This is a genomic window from Kitasatospora sp. NPDC059648 (assembly GCF_042734825.1).
In the GTDB taxonomy this organism is placed as follows: domain Bacteria; phylum Actinomycetota; class Actinomycetes; order Streptomycetales; family Streptomycetaceae; genus Kitasatospora.
On sequence record NZ_JBHWDU010000085.1, the window covers coordinates 20,769 to 36,674 of the forward strand.

At 70.5% G+C, this 15,906-nt stretch carries 17 protein-coding genes and 2 pseudogenes; 9 read left to right on the forward strand and 10 right to left on the reverse strand.

Annotation, left to right across the window (positions count from 1 at the left end):
* Positions 1–49: 49 nt before the first annotated feature.
* Complete coding sequence (locus ACFV1W_RS33150; protein WP_380420959.1) at positions 50–250, reverse strand: DUF397 domain-containing protein; 201 nt, start codon at positions 248–250, stop codon at positions 50–52.
* The gene (locus ACFV1W_RS33155) at positions 243–1,163 is read right to left on the reverse strand and encodes a helix-turn-helix domain-containing protein (protein WP_380420960.1); all 921 of its coding nucleotides are present in this window, start codon (positions 1,161–1,163) and stop codon (positions 243–245) included. The genes ACFV1W_RS33150 and ACFV1W_RS33155 overlap by 8 nt, the downstream gene beginning before the upstream one ends.
* A gap of 235 nt (positions 1,164–1,398) precedes the next feature.
* Between ACFV1W_RS33155 and ACFV1W_RS33160 the strand changes: the two genes are divergently transcribed.
* The 3 genes from ACFV1W_RS33160 to ACFV1W_RS33170 are packed head-to-tail and all read left to right on the forward strand — an operon-like array spanning position 1,399 to position 2,131.
* Positions 1,399–1,764, forward strand: coding sequence for an ATP-binding protein (locus tag ACFV1W_RS33160; RefSeq protein WP_380420961.1), 366 nt, complete (start codon positions 1,399–1,401; stop codon positions 1,762–1,764).
* A complete protein-coding gene (locus ACFV1W_RS33165) occupies positions 1,761–2,012 on the forward strand; it encodes a hypothetical protein (protein ID WP_380420962.1) in 252 nt (83 codons plus the stop codon). The genes ACFV1W_RS33160 and ACFV1W_RS33165 overlap by 4 nt, the downstream gene beginning before the upstream one ends.
* Positions 2,000–2,131, forward strand: coding sequence for a hypothetical protein (locus ACFV1W_RS33170; RefSeq protein ID WP_380420963.1), 132 nt, complete (start codon positions 2,000–2,002; stop codon positions 2,129–2,131). Before ACFV1W_RS33165 ends, ACFV1W_RS33170 begins: the two co-directional genes overlap by 13 nt.
* Positions 2,132–2,171: 40 nt before the next feature.
* Here ACFV1W_RS33170 and ACFV1W_RS33175 read toward each other — a convergent pair whose 3' ends face one another.
* The 3 genes from ACFV1W_RS33175 to ACFV1W_RS33185 all read right to left on the reverse strand — a co-directional run bounded on the left by ACFV1W_RS33175 (position 2,172) and on the right by ACFV1W_RS33185 (position 6,775).
* Complete coding sequence (locus tag ACFV1W_RS33175; protein WP_380420964.1) at positions 2,172–2,729, reverse strand: DUF3291 domain-containing protein; 558 nt, start codon at positions 2,727–2,729, stop codon at positions 2,172–2,174.
* Positions 2,730–3,119: 390 nt separating this feature from the next.
* Positions 3,120–5,183, reverse strand: a complete 2,064-nt coding sequence (locus tag ACFV1W_RS33180; protein WP_380420965.1) for a prolyl oligopeptidase family serine peptidase — start codon at positions 5,181–5,183, stop codon at positions 3,120–3,122.
* Between the two features lie 83 nt (positions 5,184–5,266).
* Entirely contained in the window at positions 5,267–6,775 is a 1,509-nt protein-coding gene (locus ACFV1W_RS33185) for a peptide MFS transporter (protein ID WP_380420966.1), read from the reverse strand.
* Between the two features lie 328 nt (positions 6,776–7,103).
* Between ACFV1W_RS33185 and ACFV1W_RS33190 the strand changes: the two genes are divergently transcribed.
* Both ACFV1W_RS33190 and ACFV1W_RS33195 read left to right on the forward strand, forming a co-directional pair.
* Complete coding sequence (locus ACFV1W_RS33190; protein ID WP_030290974.1) at positions 7,104–7,778, forward strand: response regulator transcription factor; 675 nt, start codon at positions 7,104–7,106, stop codon at positions 7,776–7,778.
* Positions 7,779–7,841: 63 nt separating this feature from the next.
* Positions 7,842–9,086, forward strand: coding sequence for an ATP-binding protein (locus tag ACFV1W_RS33195; protein WP_380420967.1), 1,245 nt, complete (start codon positions 7,842–7,844; stop codon positions 9,084–9,086).
* A 6-nt stretch (positions 9,087–9,092) separates the two neighbouring features.
* On the opposite strand, the pseudogene ACFV1W_RS33200 reads toward ACFV1W_RS33195, so the two are convergent.
* A pseudogene (locus tag ACFV1W_RS33200) lies at positions 9,093–9,395 on the reverse strand (ester cyclase); the annotation flags it as partial.
* Positions 9,396–9,559: 164 nt separating this feature from the next.
* Entirely contained in the window at positions 9,560–10,123 is a 564-nt protein-coding gene (locus ACFV1W_RS33205; RefSeq protein ID WP_380420968.1) for a GtrA family protein, read from the reverse strand.
* 258 nt (positions 10,124–10,381) lie between these two features.
* Here ACFV1W_RS33205 and ACFV1W_RS33210 point away from each other — a divergent pair, with 258 nt between their 5' ends.
* The 3 genes from ACFV1W_RS33210 (at position 10,382) to ACFV1W_RS33220 (ending at position 13,324) form a co-directional block, all read left to right on the forward strand.
* Positions 10,382–11,521: a 5-(carboxyamino)imidazole ribonucleotide synthase gene (locus ACFV1W_RS33210; protein ID WP_380420978.1), complete on the forward strand. Its 1,140-nt coding sequence runs from the start codon at positions 10,382–10,384 to the stop codon at positions 11,519–11,521.
* Positions 11,518–12,042, forward strand: a complete 525-nt coding sequence (purE, locus tag ACFV1W_RS33215; RefSeq protein WP_380420969.1) for a 5-(carboxyamino)imidazole ribonucleotide mutase — start codon at positions 11,518–11,520, stop codon at positions 12,040–12,042. The genes ACFV1W_RS33210 and purE overlap by 4 nt, the downstream gene beginning before the upstream one ends.
* Before the next feature lie 76 nt (positions 12,043–12,118).
* A complete protein-coding gene (locus ACFV1W_RS33220) occupies positions 12,119–13,324 on the forward strand; it encodes a dipeptidase (RefSeq protein WP_380420970.1) in 1,206 nt (401 codons plus the stop codon).
* 9 nt (positions 13,325–13,333) lie between these two features.
* Here ACFV1W_RS33220 and ACFV1W_RS33225 read toward each other — a convergent pair whose 3' ends face one another.
* From ACFV1W_RS33225 to ACFV1W_RS33235, 3 genes are all read right to left on the reverse strand, one after another.
* Positions 13,334–13,747 carry a CoA-binding protein gene (locus ACFV1W_RS33225; protein ID WP_380420971.1) on the reverse strand — a complete coding sequence of 138 codons (414 nt, stop codon included), beginning with the start codon at positions 13,745–13,747 and terminating at the stop codon, positions 13,334–13,336.
* Between the two features lie 39 nt (positions 13,748–13,786).
* On the reverse strand, positions 13,787–14,164 hold the full coding sequence (locus tag ACFV1W_RS33230; RefSeq protein WP_380420972.1) for a hypothetical protein: 378 nt from the start codon (positions 14,162–14,164) through the stop codon (positions 13,787–13,789).
* 65 nt (positions 14,165–14,229) lie between these two features.
* Positions 14,230–15,567: a UDP-glucose dehydrogenase family protein gene (locus ACFV1W_RS33235; RefSeq protein WP_380420973.1), complete on the reverse strand. Its 1,338-nt coding sequence runs from the start codon at positions 15,565–15,567 to the stop codon at positions 14,230–14,232.
* A gap of 217 nt (positions 15,568–15,784) precedes the next feature.
* Between ACFV1W_RS33235 and ACFV1W_RS33240 the strand changes: the two are divergent.
* Positions 15,785–15,906 (forward strand): annotated as a pseudogene (locus tag ACFV1W_RS33240) (acyl-CoA dehydrogenase family protein); the annotation flags it as partial.

A 15,906-nucleotide genomic window follows, 5' to 3' on the forward strand; every position in this document is an offset into this window, starting at 1 on the left:
TGTGGACGGCCCCCGCGCCCCCGGGGTGGCGGGCGCGGGGGCTTCGCGTTCAGGGGGTGGTGGTCAGGTGGTCGAACTCGCCTGCCTTGGCACCTCGCAGGAACGCGGCGAACTCAGGGCGAGTCGTTCGGAGGACCATCTCACCCTCGTCGGACTCCCGAAGTTCAATGCCCCCCTCAGTGACCCGAACCTCGACACAGGCGTTGCTGGAGCCGGAGTAGCTGGACTTCTGCCATGTAGGGCTACTCATGATTGCCCTCTATCTCCTTCTTGATGGAACGGATGAAGTCTCGCGAGTCATCCTCGGAGAGGGCCACAGATCCCATCCGATCGAGGATCTCGCGGTAACTGGCCAGATCGGAGGGTGCATCGAAGAGCGGACAGCCGAAGCTGATGTCGATCTGTACCGTGTCCAACTCGGGAACCGGGCCGGCGACATAGACGAAGTTCTCGCTGGGGCCCGGCAGCGATTCGATCTTGAACGGCACGACTCGAACCGAGATGTCAGGACTCTCGGAATGGTCGATGAGGGCACCAAGTTGCTCGGCAAGCGCCTCCGGCCCGCTGAACTGCATTCGCAATGCTGCCTCATGGATGAAAGCCGTGTAAGGCGTAGCGCCGTCGCGGACGATCTGCTGCCTCCGCAAGCGGAAGGCCAAGCGGAGATCAACGTCAGACAGTGGCAGCGGCGGGATGGCACGGGCGAACACCGAAGCGGCGTAGGCTGGCGTCTGAAGCAGCCCAGGCAGGAAGGTGATCGAGTAGGTGGCGATCCGCTGGGCATGTGCCTCGATCGCTGCCACATCGAGTAGGTCTGTTGGTAGCCGCAGGCTGTACTCCTCCCACCATCCGGTTTCTCGCTCCCGCGCCATGTCGGCGAGCGCGTCGACCAGAGGCGTGTTGTTGCACCTGCAGGCCTCCGCGATCTGATGGAGGCGAGCGACGCTGACGGCAGACTTCCCGATCTCCATCTGGCTCACCAGCGCGGGAGTCACCCCGAGTACACGAGCGAGCTGGCTGCCGCCGAAGCCGGCTTGCTCTCTCATCCTTCGCAGTTCAGCACCGAGCCGTCGCTGACGAAGGGTGGGGATCCGAAGGGCCATGGCGTCCTTTCTGATGGTGCGCAGAAGCCAGTGTGCCGCGCCGGTCGCCAGCGGATCCATCCGGGCTCAGCGGAGGGTGTCCCCCGTGGGGAGGAACCTTCTCCCATCTCGCTTTAATTAAAGAGTCGATGGGCTATCGTCATTCTCAGCTCGATCCGACGGATCGTCAGTAAAGCCTTCTTTTGGGGCAGTAGGCGCCTGCTGCCCGCGCACCGAAGAGCAGCCGCCGCACCGGCCTGGCTCACGGTGACGACCGTCGTCACCCCTCCCACACCACAGCCTCACGGAGGTCCCCGTGTGCATCCGTAACACCCCCTCGCTCGCCCTCTCCCGGCAGGCCCTGCGGGACGCCATGACCCGCAACGGCCGCTGGGGCGCCGACGCCGTCTTCAACGCCGAACTCGCCCTCTGCGAGCTGATCGTCAACGCCTGGCGCCACGCCGGGACCCCCGCGCCCGTCGTCTGGTTCTCGATCCTCGACCGCACCCTCCGGGTCACCGTCTCCGACGAGAGCGACGCCCTCCCGCAGCCCCGAACGTCCTCCGGCCTCGCCGAGACGGGCCGGGGCCTCCAGTTGGTCGAGGGCCTCACCGACCGCTGGGGCGTCGACCCGCAGAAGCGCGGCAAGACCACCTGGTACGAGCTGGACTCCGACGCGTGACCCGGGACCCCATCGCGCCGGACGACCCCCGGATGCGCGACTACACCGAGCACCAAATCACTTCTCTCCTCGGCGAGTTGCGCCGCCGTGGTCTCCCGCACGGCCTCCTCTGGGGCTCCGCCGCGCCCGGCGAGACCACCCTCGACGGCCGCATCCTGATCGACTTCGGCAATGCGCCGGTCAGTACTCTCCTCAACCTCCTCCACCTCCTCCGCGACCTGGAGAGGGACGAGCCGTGGCACCGGTGAAGTTCTTCGTCGGCGCCGTCCTCGTCGCCCTCCTCGCCCTGGCGATCGCCACCGTCGTCCTCGGCGTCCTCGCGACCCTCAGGGTGCACCGTCCCGAGAACCGCGACGACCAGCCCTGAACCGGCCCGAGGGCGCTCGCCCGTCCAGGCCGAGGGCCGGTCAGCGAACCCGGTCGTTCCTCGGCCCGATGCCTTCGATCCCGGTCGGAGTCCCGTCCGGGGCGAACGGGTGCCGGAAGGTGAAGGCGCCCGGCGCGGAGCCGTGGTCGTAGAGGTGCACCAGCCTGGAGACCGCGTCCTGCCAGGTGGGTACCACGCCGTCGGAGACCCACCAGAGCACGTAATTCGGGTGCTCCGTCCTCTCGACCCAGTCATGACGCCTGGTCAGTGCCTCACGGTGCAGGCCGGTGTAGATGGCATCGAAGGCGAGGTCCAGGTCGGTCCAGAGCGAGAGGGTCGCGGCCAGGGCGGTGGTTTCCCTGGTTCGGCCCTTGCCGTACCAGGCCGGTACGGCGAATTCTCCCCACGCACCCCAGTCCGCCCCGAAGAGGACACCCCGTTCACCGTCGGCCGCTTCAGCATGGGCGAGGTACCCGGGGCGCTGGCCGATCTCCTGGTAGACGGTCGCACCCACGTCGTAGAACTCGTTCGTGAGAGGTGCGGTATCGACGAGAGGTGACTTCAGGGTGCCGAATGTGTACATCGCAAGATGGGGCATGCGTCTCTCCCTGGTCGGGGGTGCCCGAGGTGGACCCGTTTCGATGGCCTGTGCATGGCGGCGGGGGGCGTGGGGCATGACCGACTCGTCCCGGCGCGGGTGGCACAGCCTGGAGGAACTCCGTTGCGACCGTGGGCGATCGCCGAAGACCAGGTGAAGGTAGCTGCTTCTGCGGGCCCTGTCGAAGTTGCGTTTTCCCTGCCCAGATGGCTTCTCGCCCCCGTCACTGCGGCGGTCGGGGCAGTCGGTGCCGGACCTGGGCCGGTGGAACAACACGGCTGCCCGGCGCAGGAAGTCGGCCCGGCCGACTTCCTGCGCGTTCAGGTTCTCTCTACGGGACGACCGGACGGGCCGTGGCCACGCTGTGGCGCCCGGTGGCGCGGGCGCTTGTCATTCCACGCCCAACGAGCGCTTCAGGAAGGCCAGTTCGTGGTGCAGCAGGTTCTCCGCCACGGCCTCGTCGGTGGGGCGGTGACCGGTCGCCCGCAGGGGCAGGACTTCGTGGGGGCGGCCGGCGGCGAGGAGGGCGCTGGAGAGCCGCAGGGTGTGGGCGGGGTAGACGTTGTCGTCAAGGAGGCCCTGGATCAGCAGCAGCGGGCGCCTCAGGTTCGGGGCCTCGGTGGTCAGGTCGCCGGAGTCGTAGTGCTCGGGGTACTGGTCGGGGTGGCCGAGGAAGCGCTCCTGCCAGTGGGTGTCGTAGAGGCGCCAGTCGGTGGGGGCGGCCCCGGCCGAGGCGGCGTGGAAGACGTCCGGCCGCCTCAGCACCGCGAGGGCGGCCAGGTAGCCGCCGAAGGACCAGCCGCGGATGCCGACCCGGTCGAGGTCCAGCAGCCCGGGCCGCAGCCGGGCAGTCTCCCGCAGGCCGTCGATCTGGTCCTCCAGAGGGGGCCCGGCCTTGTCACCCCAGACCCTCTTGTCCCACTGCGGCCCGCGGCCGGGGGTGCCTCGTCCGTCTATGACCAGCACCGCGAAACCCTGGTCGGCGAACCACTGCGACACCTGCTCGTGCCAGGCGCCTCCGGTGGTGACCTTCTGCATCGCGGGCCCGGCGTACGGGTCGAGCAGTACGGGCAGCGGGCCGTCGCCGGGGCGGTACCCGGTGGGCAGGTAGAGCGCGGCGCGCAGCTCGCGCGGGCCCAGGACCAGGATTTCGGGCCGGGCGGTGACGACGGGCGGTTCGGCGTACGAGGTGAGCGTGACGGGCTCCTGACCGTCCCGCAGCACAGTGGTGCGCTCGCTGCGGGAGCGGGTGGTGATGACCAGCGTGCCACCGCGCCGGACTCCGGTGTGCAGACCCGGGCCGCTGCTCAGCTTCTCCAGGCCGAGGCCGGGCCGGTAGACCCACAGGTGCGTCTCGGTGGGGTCCTCGGAGGCGGTGAACAGCACCTCCTCGCCCTCAGTCCCGGTTACCGCCCGCAGCTGCAGCCCGTCCGGCGTGACCGGCTTGCCGTCGACGGTGAGCTGCCGGGTGTCGCCGTCGTCGGCGGTGTCGACCAGCGCGCCGCCCGCCGTCCGGACCGGAAGGCCGGGGATCAGCTCGATCCAGTGCGGGTCCGTCCGCTCGGCGAGCAGCCGGGTGGCGCCGTCCGGCTCGATCGCGAGCGTACGCACCGTGCGCTGGTCGCGGCTCTGCACGGCGGCGTACGGGCCGTGGCCGTCCCAGCCGGCGGCGGTGAGGTACTCGAACGCATCGCGGTCCCAGCGCACCTCGACCCGGCTGCCGTCGAGGCCGAGCAGGCGGAGCGAGACGTCGGCGTTGGCGGTGCCGGCCAGCGGGTAGCGGACGGCGCGCGGCGGCTGCTGCGGGTCGGTGGGATCGGCGAGGAAGAGCCGGGTGACGGCGCGCTCGTCGACCCGGGCGACCAGCAGCGCGGTGCCGTCGGGGGACCACCAGTAGCCACGGTCGCGGTACATCTCCTCGGCGGCGACGTACTCGGCGAGCCCGTACGTGACGTCGCGGTCCTCGGGCTCGGCCAGCGCGCGGTCACCCGTACCGTCCGTGCCGACCACCCGCAGGGCGCCGCCGCTGACGTAGGCGATCGTGCGGCCGGTCGGGTCGAGCCGCACTTCGCGGGGCTCACCGGTGCAGGGGATCGCGCGGGCGCTGCCCGTGACGGTGTCGGCCAGCCACAGCCCGCCGTCCAGCGCGAAGACCGCGAGGGAGCCGGTGGCATCGGTGCTGTACGAGGCGATGCCGGTGGCGGACCCGAGCACGCCCGGGTCGGCGACCAGCCGCTCCGCACCGGTCGCGGTGTCCAGCGCCCAGAGGCGGGCGAGCGGGTCGGTGCCGCCCCGGCTGCGCAGGAACAGCACGGTCGAGCCGTCGGCGGAGAGCTGCGGCTGGGCCGGGACGCCCAGGGTGAACCGCCGGGTGCGGGCCAGCTGCTGCGGGAACGAGTGCTGCGGGAACGAGTGCGGCGGGAACGAGTGCTGCGGGGACGAGTCGGTGGCCATGCGGGCACCGTAGGCAGAAAACGCCCGGGGCCGCCGCGGATCTCAGGAATCCACGGCGGCCCCGGAGCTTCACCGGGCGGACGTCAGTGCACGTCGCCCATGAGCTTGACGACCTTCTTGCGGTACATCGCCAGCGCGACACCCGCGACGATCGCCATGACGCCCTGCACCGCGAAGTACGCGGTGCTGCCGACCACCTTGTCGCCCAGCACCAGCTGGAAGATGGCGGCGACGCAGTCACCCGCGGTGACGGCGAGGAACCAGACGCCCATCATCTGGCTGGCGTACTTGGTCGGCGCCAGCTTGGTGGTGACGGACAGGCCGACCGGGGAGAGGGTGAGCTCACCGACGGTCTGGACCAGGTAGACCATGGCCAGCCACAGCGGGGTGACCTTGGTGTCGCCGGAGGCGGAGGCCATCGCCAGCATCATGACGATGAAGGAGGCGCCGATCATCAGCAAACCGAAGGCGAACTTCATGGTGGTGCTGGGGTTCTTCGACCGGCGGGCCAGCGCGACCCAGATCCAGGCGAAGACCGGGGCCAGCGCCATGATGTACAGCGGGTTGAGCGACTGGAACCAGCTGGACGGGAAGTCGAGCCCGAACAGCGTGGACGCGGTGTGCTCGTCGGCGAAGATGTTCAGCGTCGAGCCGGACTGGTCGTAGATCATCCAGAACACGGCGGCGGCGACGAAGAACCAGATGTAGCCGCTCATCTTGGACTGCTCGTTGGCGTCGAGGTCCTTGTCGCGCTTCACCTTGGTGAAGACCAGGACCGGGATCGCCAGGCCGGCGATGGACAGCGGCCAGATCGCCCAGTTGATGGTGAAGTGGCCGGTAGCGGCGACGACGCCGTAGAAGACGGCGGCGATGGCCAGCCAGATGCCCGCCTTGGTGAAGATCTTCCGCTTCTCGTCCGGGGTGATCGGCGAGGTGACGACGTTGCTCTTCGGGCTCAGGTGGCGGGTGCCCAGCAGGAACTGGCCCAGGCCGAGGGCCATGCCGACACCGGCGAGGGCGAAGCCCAGGTGCCAGCTGACGCTCTGGCCGACGGTGCCGATGACCAGCGGGGCCGCGAAGGCGCCGAGGTTGATGCCCATGTAGAAGACGGTGAAGCCACCGTCGCGGCGCGGGTCGTTCGGGCCGTCGTAGAGGTGGCCGACCATCGTCGAGATGTTGGCCTTGAGCAGGCCGGAGCCCACCGCGATGAAGGCGAGGCCGACGAAGAACGACGCGCTGAAGGGGACCGCCAGCAGGAAGTGGCCGATCATGATGATCGTGCCGCCGACCGCGACGGTCTTGCGAGCGCCGAGGAAGCGGTCCGCGATCCAGCCGCCCGGGAGGGCGAGCAGGTAGACCATGGCCGTGTAAACGCTGTACACGGCGGCGGCGACGGCCGTCTTCATGGCCAGGCCGCCGTCCGCGACGGAGGCGGTCATGTAGAGCACCAGCAGGGCACGCATGCCGTAGTAGCTGAAGCGCTCCCACATCTCGCTCATGAAGAGAGTGGCGAGTCCCCGGGGGTGGCCGAGGAAGGTCTTGCCGCCAGGAGTGGCCGACGTGACGCCGGTGTCCAGGGTCGTAGACGCCATGAGTAGTGGTTCCTTGCCTGATCGCGTCCGCCTAGGGGGGTGGCGGCGGACGAACTTCAACCACTGTACGTGGCGATATTTGGCGTTATCAGATGACAAAGGCCACGTATTAGGTATGGGAATGGCAAAGTTCGAAGAAGATCTGCCCGATTGATCGATGGTAGACCGGCGCGTACTCCTTCGGTTTCAAGATCCAATCAGAGATTCTTCGCCGAACGATCGGTTGGTGTCACTCTGTTGGCCCATTGCGGATCCTTGTATAACGATCACGCTCTGTGAACTACCTCACAGGGCGTACGGCCTTACCCGGGCGGACTACCATCACCACATGACCTGTGTGCTGCTCGCCGAGGACGATCCGGCGATCTCCGAACCGCTCGCCCGGGCCCTGCGACGGGAGGGCTACGAGGTGCTCGTCCGCGAGGACGGTCCGACCGCACTCGCCGCCGGCCTCACCGAGGAGGTCGACCTCGTCGTCCTGGACCTCGGCCTGCCCGAGATGGACGGTCTTGAGGTCTGCCGCCGCCTGCGTGCCGACGGCAAGAGCTGCCCCGTGCTGGTGCTGACCGCCCGCGCCGACGAGGTGGACACCGTGGTCGGCCTGGACGCCGGCGCCGACGACTACGTCACCAAGCCCTTCCGCCTGGCCGAGCTGCTCGCCCGCGTCCGGGCCCTGCTCCGGCGCGGCAACGTCGACCAGCTCACCACCGGTGCGCACGGGGTGAAGATCGACATCGAGTCCCACCGCGCCTGGCTCGGCGAGGAGGAGCTGACCCTCTCCGCCAAGGAGTTCGAGCTGCTGCGCGTCCTGGTCCGCGACGCGGGCCGGGTGGTCACCCGCGAGGAGATCATGCGGCAGGTCTGGGACACCACCTGGTGGACCTCGACCAAGACTCTGGACATGCACATCTCCTGGCTCCGCAAGAAGCTCGGCGACGACGCGGCGAACCCGCGCTACATCGCCACCGTGCGCGGGGTGGGGTTCCGGTTCGAGAAGAATTAACCCCGTACGGAGATCTTGGCCGGGCGGCGGCCGATGAAGCGGAAGACCTCGGGGAGCAGCAGCGTGAAACGCCGGATGATCAACTCGCTGCTGGTCGTCGTCCTGGTGGTCGTCGTGGTGTTCTGCGTGCCGCTCGCCCTGGTCGAGAAGCGGACCATCGTCAGCTCGGCCCAGGACCGGGTGGACGCCACCGCCGTCCGGGTGCTCGCCCTCGTGGAGAGCCGGCTCACCGCGGGCGAGGCTGTCAAGGAGGGCCGGGTCTTCGAGAGCCAGGTCGCCGAGGGCAGCTACGTCGAGGTGCAGATCCCCGGCCAGCAGGTGCTCTCGGCCGGTGACCGCCCCGCCGGGAAGCTCCTGAAGGCCGTCGAGCGCGGCAACAGCGGCGAGATCGTCACCGTCGAGCAGTCCCGTCAGGACGTCGACCACGAGATCTCCAACAACCTGCTGCTCCTCGGCGTGGTCGCCCTGCTGGCCGTCCAGGCCGCCGTGGCGCTCGCCGTCTGGCAGGCCAAGCGGCTCGCCCGGCCGCTCACCGAGCTCGCCGAGACCGCCGAGCGGCTCGGCTCCGGCGACCCCCGCCCGCGCGACCGCCGCTACGGGGTGCCCGAGCTGGACCGGATCGCGGAGGTGCTGGACACCAGCGCCGAGCGGATCGCCCGGATGCTCACCGCCGAACGCCGGCTCGCCGCCGACGCCTCGCACCAGCTGCGCACCCCGCTCACCGCGCTGTCGATGCGGCTGGAGGAGATCACCGCCCTCGCCGAGGAGCCGGAGACCGTCAAGGAGGAGGCGACCATCGCCCTCCAGCAGGTCGAGCGGCTCACCGACGTCGTCCAACGGCTGCTCACCACCCAGCGCGACCCGCGCAGCCCCACCGCCGTCGCCTTCGACCTGGACGACGTGATCAAGCAGCAGGTGGAGGAGTGGGGACCGACGCTGCGCGAACGGGGCCGGGTGCTGTCCCTGGAGGGCCTGCACGGGGTCACCGCGGTCGGCACCCCGGGGACGGTGGCCCAGGTGCTGGCCACCCTGATCGAGAACTCGCTGATGCACGGCGCCGGGACGATCACCCTGCGGGTGCGGCCCTCCGGTACCTCGGTGGTGGTCGAGGTGCAGGACCAGGGCGCCGGGGTGCCGGCCGACCTGGGCAACCGGGTGTTCGAGCGCGCGGTCAGCGGCCGCAACTCCACCGGCATCGGGCTGGCCGTCGCCCGTGACCTGGCGGAGGCGGACGGCGGCCGACTGGAGCTGCTCTCGCTGAAGCCCGCGGTGTTCGCGCTCTTCCTCGGCCGCAGCCACCAGGACTGATCAGGAGCCCTGGCCGAGGCGCATGTCGCGGACCACGTCGAGGTCGGTGAAGGTGGGCGGCGCGTCGCAGAGCGCCACCATCTCGCGGAAGATCCGGTCCGTCTCGGGGAGCCGGGAGTTGCGCATCGCCTCCTCGTAGGAGGGGAACTCCACGATCTCCACCACGTGCCTGCTGTCGGAGCGGTCGGTGCCGACCACCGCGTGCGAGGCGGTCCGGATGCCGTTGGTGGCCTCGACCCAGCTGTCCATGAGCTGGTTCAGGTCGTCGAGCCTCTCGGTCCTGCAGTCGATGATCTGGACGAACGCCATGGCGAGCCTCCCGGACCCCCTCGGTCTCGATCACCCGCGGGCCGTGCTCGCCCTCGGTCACCACTGTCCTCTCGCGGAGGCGGGCCGGGCAAGGGGCGGGAGGGGAGCGGAAAGGGCCGGTCGCCGGTCGGGCGAAGGGAGCGGGAGCGGGGGCCCGGAGGGGCCTATTCGGCCTTGGCGTAGCGGATCTGCGCGGTGGCCAGCATCAGCTCGGCCTGGGCGGCCAGCTCCTGGCCGTCGGCGGTGTCGACGGCGTTGGCGGCGTCGGCGGCCGGCTCGGGCTCGGGGAGGGCGGTGAACACCCAGGTGCGGTACGAGATGAAGCGGAACACGGTGGCCACGCCGAGGCCGATCACCTTGGCGCCCAGCTGCTCGTAGTGCGAGTCCAGGAGGAGCACGTAGACCGTGAAGGCGAGCACGCCGGTCTCGATCAGCATGCCGATTCCGCTGAACACCAGGAACAGCGTGATCTCCCGCTTGCGCGAAGCGGCGTCGCGGTCCCGGTACAGCCAGTAGCGGTAGCCGAGGTAGTTGGTGGCGATCGCGATCACCGTCGCGGCGATGTTGGACCGCAGTGAGGCCAGGCCCAGGCCGTTGATGCAGACCCAGAAGACGGCGAAGTTGATGACCACGCCGCTCAGGCCGACGATGCCGAACTTCACGACCTCGCCCGTGAGCCCGCGCATCTTCTGCACGAGCGGGCGTTTCGGAGCTGCGGTCGTCGCCATACCGGGTGGCCTCCATGTTCACGCGGGTCGAAAGGACGGATCGCTGGGACGCAACCATCCCTTGAGCCCTGCGTGCACGCACATGATCCGACCGCGCGGACGAGGACCTGGCCGTCCAGGCTACCCGCTTCCACCGAACGGCTCAGCCGTCCGGGACGGGGGTTGACATCTACGCGCGTCCACTACTCACGGCCCCACCGCGGCTCCAAGGCCCCCCACCGGCCCGGATATCCTGGCGGGGTGACTTCCCCGGGCAATGTGAATTTTCCAGTGGTGGGCATGATCGGTGGCGGGCAGCTGGCCCGCATGGCACACCAGGCGGGAATCCCGCTCGGGGTCCGGTTCAAGCTCCTCGCCGACACTCCCCAGGACTCCGCCGCACAGGTGGTTTCCGACGTCGTCCTCGGTGACTACCGCGACCTCGACACCCTGCGCCGCTTCGCCGCCGGCTGCGACGTCATCACCTTCGACCACGAGCACGTCCCCACCGAGCACCTGCGCGCCCTGGAGGCCGACGGCATCGCCGTCCGCCCCGGCCCGGAGGCGCTGGTCAACGCCCAGGACAAGGGCGTGATGCGGGCCAGGCTCGACTCCATCGGGGTGCCCTGCCCCCGGCATCGGATCGTCGCCGACCCGGCCGACGTCACCGCCTTCGCGGAGGAGGGCACCGGCTACCCGGTCGTGCTCAAGACCGTCCGCGGCGGCTACGACGGCAAGGGCGTCTGGGTCGTCGACGACGAGGAGGAGGCACAGGCGCCGTTCCTGGCCGGCGTCCCGGTGCTGGCCGAGGAGAAGGTCGACTTCGTCCGCGAGCTGGCCGCCAACGTGGTCCGCTCGCCCAGCGGCCAGGCCGTCGCCTACCCGGTCGTCGAGAGCGTCCAGGAGAACGGCGTCTGCGCCGAGGTCACCGCCCCCGCGCCGGACCTCGACCCCGCCCTCTCCGACGAGGCCCAGCAGCTCGCCCTGCGGATCGCCGGCGACCTCGGCATCGTCGGCCACCTGGCCGTCGAGCTGTTCCAGACCCGGGACGGCCGGATCCTGGTCAACGAGCTCGCCATGCGCCCGCACAACTCCGGGCACTGGACCCAGGACGGTGCCGTCACCTCGCAGTTCGAGAACCACCTGCGGGCCGTCCTCGACCTCCCGCTCGGCGACCCCCGGCCGCGCGCCAGGTGGACCGTCATGGTCAACGTCCTCGGCGGCGACTACCCGGACATGTACCACGCCTTCCTGCACTGCATGGCCCGCGACCCCGGTCTGCGGATCCACATGTACGGGAAGGACGTGAAGCCCGGCCGCAAGGTCGGCCACGTCAACGTCTTCGGGGACGACCTCGACGACGTCCGCGAGCGCGCCCGCCATGCGGCCGCCTACCTGCGAGGAACGATCACCGAATGACCTCCCCCCTTGTCGGCATCGTGATGGGCTCGGACTCCGACTGGCCGGTCATGGAGGCCGCCGCCCAGGCCCTGGACGAGTTCGAGATCCCCTACGAGGTGGACGTCGTCTCCGCCCACCGGATGCCCCGCGAGATGGTCGCGTACGGCGAGAAGGCCCACGAGCGCGGCCTGAAGGCGATCATCGCGGGCGCCGGCGGCGCGGCCCACCTGCCGGGCATGCTGGCCTCCGTCACCCCGCTGCCGGTCATCGGCGTCCCGGTGCCGCTGCGCTACCTGGACGGCATGGACAGCCTGCTGTCGATCGTCCAGATGCCGGCCGGCGTCCCGGTAGCGACCGTCTCGGTGGCCGGCGCGCGCAACGCGGGCCTGCTCGCGGTGCGGATGCTGGCCGCCTTCGACCCCGAGCTCACCGAGAAGATGGCCGACTTCCAGGCCGAGCTGAACAACCAGGCCACCGAGAAGGGCAAGAAGCTCCGGGCCAAGGTGGCCGGCTCCTCGTCCTTCGGCTTCGGCAAGTAGGACATCGGCAGGCAGCTTCGGCGAGCAGGACTGCGGCAAGCAGGACCCGCCGACCGGGTGGGGTAGAACAGCCCGTATGACTTCTCAGACGGACTCCGCCACCGCGCTGGCCGCCGCCCGGGCCCTGCTGCGCACCGCCCCCGTCGTGGACGGTCACAACGACCTCCCCTGGGCGATGCGCGAGCAGGCCGGGTACGACCTCGGCGCGCTCGACCTCGCCGCCGACCAGAGCGACCGGCTGCACACCGACCTCGCCCGCCTCGCGGAGGGCGGGGTCGGCGCGCAGTTCTGGTCCGTCTACGTGCCCGCCTCGCTGGCCGGCGACCACGCGGTCAGCGCCACCCTGGAGCAGGTCGACTTCGTCCACGCCCTGGTCGAGCGCTACCCGGACCGGCTGCGCCTCGCCCGTACCGCCGCCGACATGGAGGCCGCCCGCGCCGAGGGCCGGATCGCCTCGCTGATGGGCGCCGAGGGCGGCCACTCGATCGACTGCTCGCTGGCCACCCTGCGCGCCCTGTACGAACTCGGCGTCCGCTACCTGACGCTCACCCACAACGACAACGTGCCGTGGGCGGACTCCGCGACCGATGAGCCGGCGGCCGGCGGGCTGACCCGGTTCGGCGAGGAGGTCGTCCGGGAGATGAACCGGCTCGGCATGCTGGTCGACCTCTCGCACGTCTCCGCCGACACCATGCGGGACGCCCTGCGGGTCACCGAGGCGCCGGTGGTCTTCTCGCATTCCTCGGCCCGCACGGTCTGCGACCACCCGCGCAACATCCCGGACGACGTGCTCGCCCAGCTGCCCGCCAACGGCGGCGTGGCGATGGCGACCTTCGTCCCGAAGTTCATCCTGCCCGCCGCCATCGAGTGGACCCTGGCCGCCGACGAGAACATGCGCGCCCACGGCTTCCACCCGCTGGACACCACCCCGCCGGCCATGGAGCGCCAGCGCGCCTTCGAGGCCGCCAACCCGCGCCCGATCGCCACCCCGGCCACCGTCGCCGACCACCTGGACCACATGCGCGAGGTCGCGGGCATCGACCACATCGGCATCGGCGGCGACTTCGACGGCACCGCCTTCCTGCCGGACGGCCTCGACTCGGTGGCCGGCTACCCCAACCTGGTGGCCGAACTCCTCGGCCGCCACTGGTCCGAGGCCGACCTGGCCAAGCTCACCTGGCACAACGCCGTGCGCGTCCTGCGCGACGCCGAGTCGGTCGCCGCCTCCCTGCGGGCGAGCCGCCGGCCCTCCATCGCCACCATCGCCCAGCTGGACGGCTGACGCGGGGTCCTAGCCCAGCCGCGGGATCTCGATGGCCGGGCACCTGTCCATCACCATCGAGACCCCCGCGGCCCGGGTCCGCCCGTAGGCGGCCTCGTCGACGACCCCCAGCTGGAACCAGACCGCCTTCGCCCCGGCCGCCACGGCCTGGTCGGCGACCTCCCCGGCCAGCGAGCTGTTCACGAACACGTCCACCACGTCGACCGGGAACGGGATCTCCGAGAGCGAGGCGTAGCCGGGCTCGCCGAGGACCGTCTCGGCCTTCGGGTGCACCGGCACGATCCGCTTGCCGTAGCGCTGGAGCACCTGCGCCACGCCGTAGGCGGCTCGGGCGGTGTTGTTGGACAGGCCGACCACGGCCCAGGTGTCGCCGCTGCGGGTGAGGATCTCGCGGACCGTCGCTTCGTCGCCGTAGTTCGTCATGCCGGTGCCAACGGTGCGCGCCGGAGGGCGATTCCCGGCTCAGGAGTTGAAGGCCTGGAGCCTGACCAGGGCCGTCCCGTCACCGTCGTAGGCGGCTTTCAGGTGGACGGTCACGGCCTGGTCGCCCGGAGGCTTCGCATCCGGCGCCAGCGCGTTGCCGAAGTCCAGCCCCGCCGTGGTGCCGCCCGTCAGCCGCACGCGGGGGAAGGCCGTCGAAAGCCGCTGTGCCAGGTCCTCCCGCGGCATCCGGAAGTCGGCGTCGTAGCCACGGTCCTGCCAACCGCCCTTGTCGGTGCAGTGGACCTCGGTGGCCTGGGCGGGGAGCTTCCCGCCCGCGAAGGCCATGACCTCGGAACAGTCGGCCGCGGTCGGGCCGCCGATCTCCCAGTGGGTCACCGCGTACCCGAAGGGGGCCACCGGCGAACGCGTTCGACGGAGTCGGCGTCCGGGCGTCCCGGCGGGCCCGGGTCCTGGGGCCGGGATCAGCTGGGGCGGCCGAGGGCGCGGTAGGTCCAGCCGGCGGCGCGCCAGGCTTCGGCGTCGAGCACGTTGCGGCCGTCGAGCAGGCGGCGCTCGGCGACGACGGTGCCGAGCTCGGCCGGGTCGAGCTCGCGGAACTCGGCCCACTCGGTGAGGTGGAGGACGACGTGGGCGCCCTCGGCGGCCTCCAGGGCGGAGTCGGCGTACGCCAGGGAGGGGAACATCTTGCGGGCGTTGTCCACGGCCTTGGGGTCGTAGACGGTGACCTGGGCGCCCTGGAGCTGGATCTGCGCGGCGACGTTGAGGGCGGGGGAGTCCCGGATGTCGTCCGAGTTGGGCTTGAAGGCGGCGCCGAGGACGGCGACCCGGCGGCCGAGGAAGCCGCCGCCGCACTGTTCGCGGGCCAGCTCGACCATCCGCGAGCGGCGCCGCATGTTGATCGAGTCGACCTCGCGCAGGAAGGTCAGCGCCTGGTCGGCGCCGAGTTCGCCGGCCCGGGCCATGAACGCCCGGATGTCCTTGGGCAGGCAGCCGCCGCCGAAGCCGAGGCCGGAGTTGAGGAACTTGCGGCCGATCCGCTCGTCGTGCCCGAGCGCGGTGGAGAGCAGGGTGACGTCCGCGCCGGCCGCCTCGCAGACCTCGGCCATCGCGTTGATGAAGGAGATCTTGGTGGCGAGGAAGGAGTTGGCGGCGGCCTTCACCAGCTCGGACGTCGCGTAGTCGGTGACCAGGAACGGCACTCCGGCGGCGATCGGGTCCGCGTACACCGCGCGCAGCAGCCGCTCGGCCCGCTCGCTCTGGGTGCCGACCACGATCCGGTCGGGGCGCAGGGTGTCCTGGACGGCGAAGCCCTCGCGCAGGAACTCCGGGTTCCAGGCCAGTTCGGCGGCCTCGCCGACCGGCGCCAGCGCGGCCAGCCGCTCGGCCAGCCGGGCCGCCGAGCCGACCGGCACGGTGGACTTGCCGACCACCAGGGCCGGGCGGGTCAGGTGCGGCGCGAGGTCCTCGATCGCGCTGTCCACGTACGACATGTCGGCGGCGAACTCGCCCTTGCGCTGCGGGGTGTTGACGCAGATGAAGTGCACGTCGCCGAACTCCGCGGCCTCCTTGGCGGAGGTGGTGAAGCGCAGCCGCCCGGTCGAGCCCTCGTGTCCGGCCACGTGCTTGAGCAGCAGTTCGGACAGGCCCGGCTCGTACATCGGCACCCGGCCGGCGGTGAGCGTGGCGATCTTGTCGGGATCGATGTCCAGACCCAGCACCTCGAAGCCGAACTCGGCCATCGCGGCGGCATGCGTGGCGCCGAGGTAGCCGGTGCCGATCACGGAGATGCGGAGGGTCACGGGTTCCCCTTAGTGCGGGTTCGACCAGTAGAGGGTGCCCCTGATGCTATCCGTCCCGCCCGGCTCGGCACCGGGTACCCGCACGTCACCCGCTCGCCGAGGACGCTAGGCAGCCGCAGGTCGGAGCCCTAGGATCTCTACTGAACGGTAGTTAACGCGATTCGACTCGGATCGGACGTCGATCGGACGTCGGTCACTGGACGACGAGGCAGGCATCATGGCGGGCAGCGCAGGAGCGGCTGACTTCGATCTCTTCCGTATCTCCGAGGAGCACGAGATGCTCCGTGAGGCGGTGCGTTCGCTGGCCGAGGCGAAGATCGCTCCGTTCGCGGCGGAGGT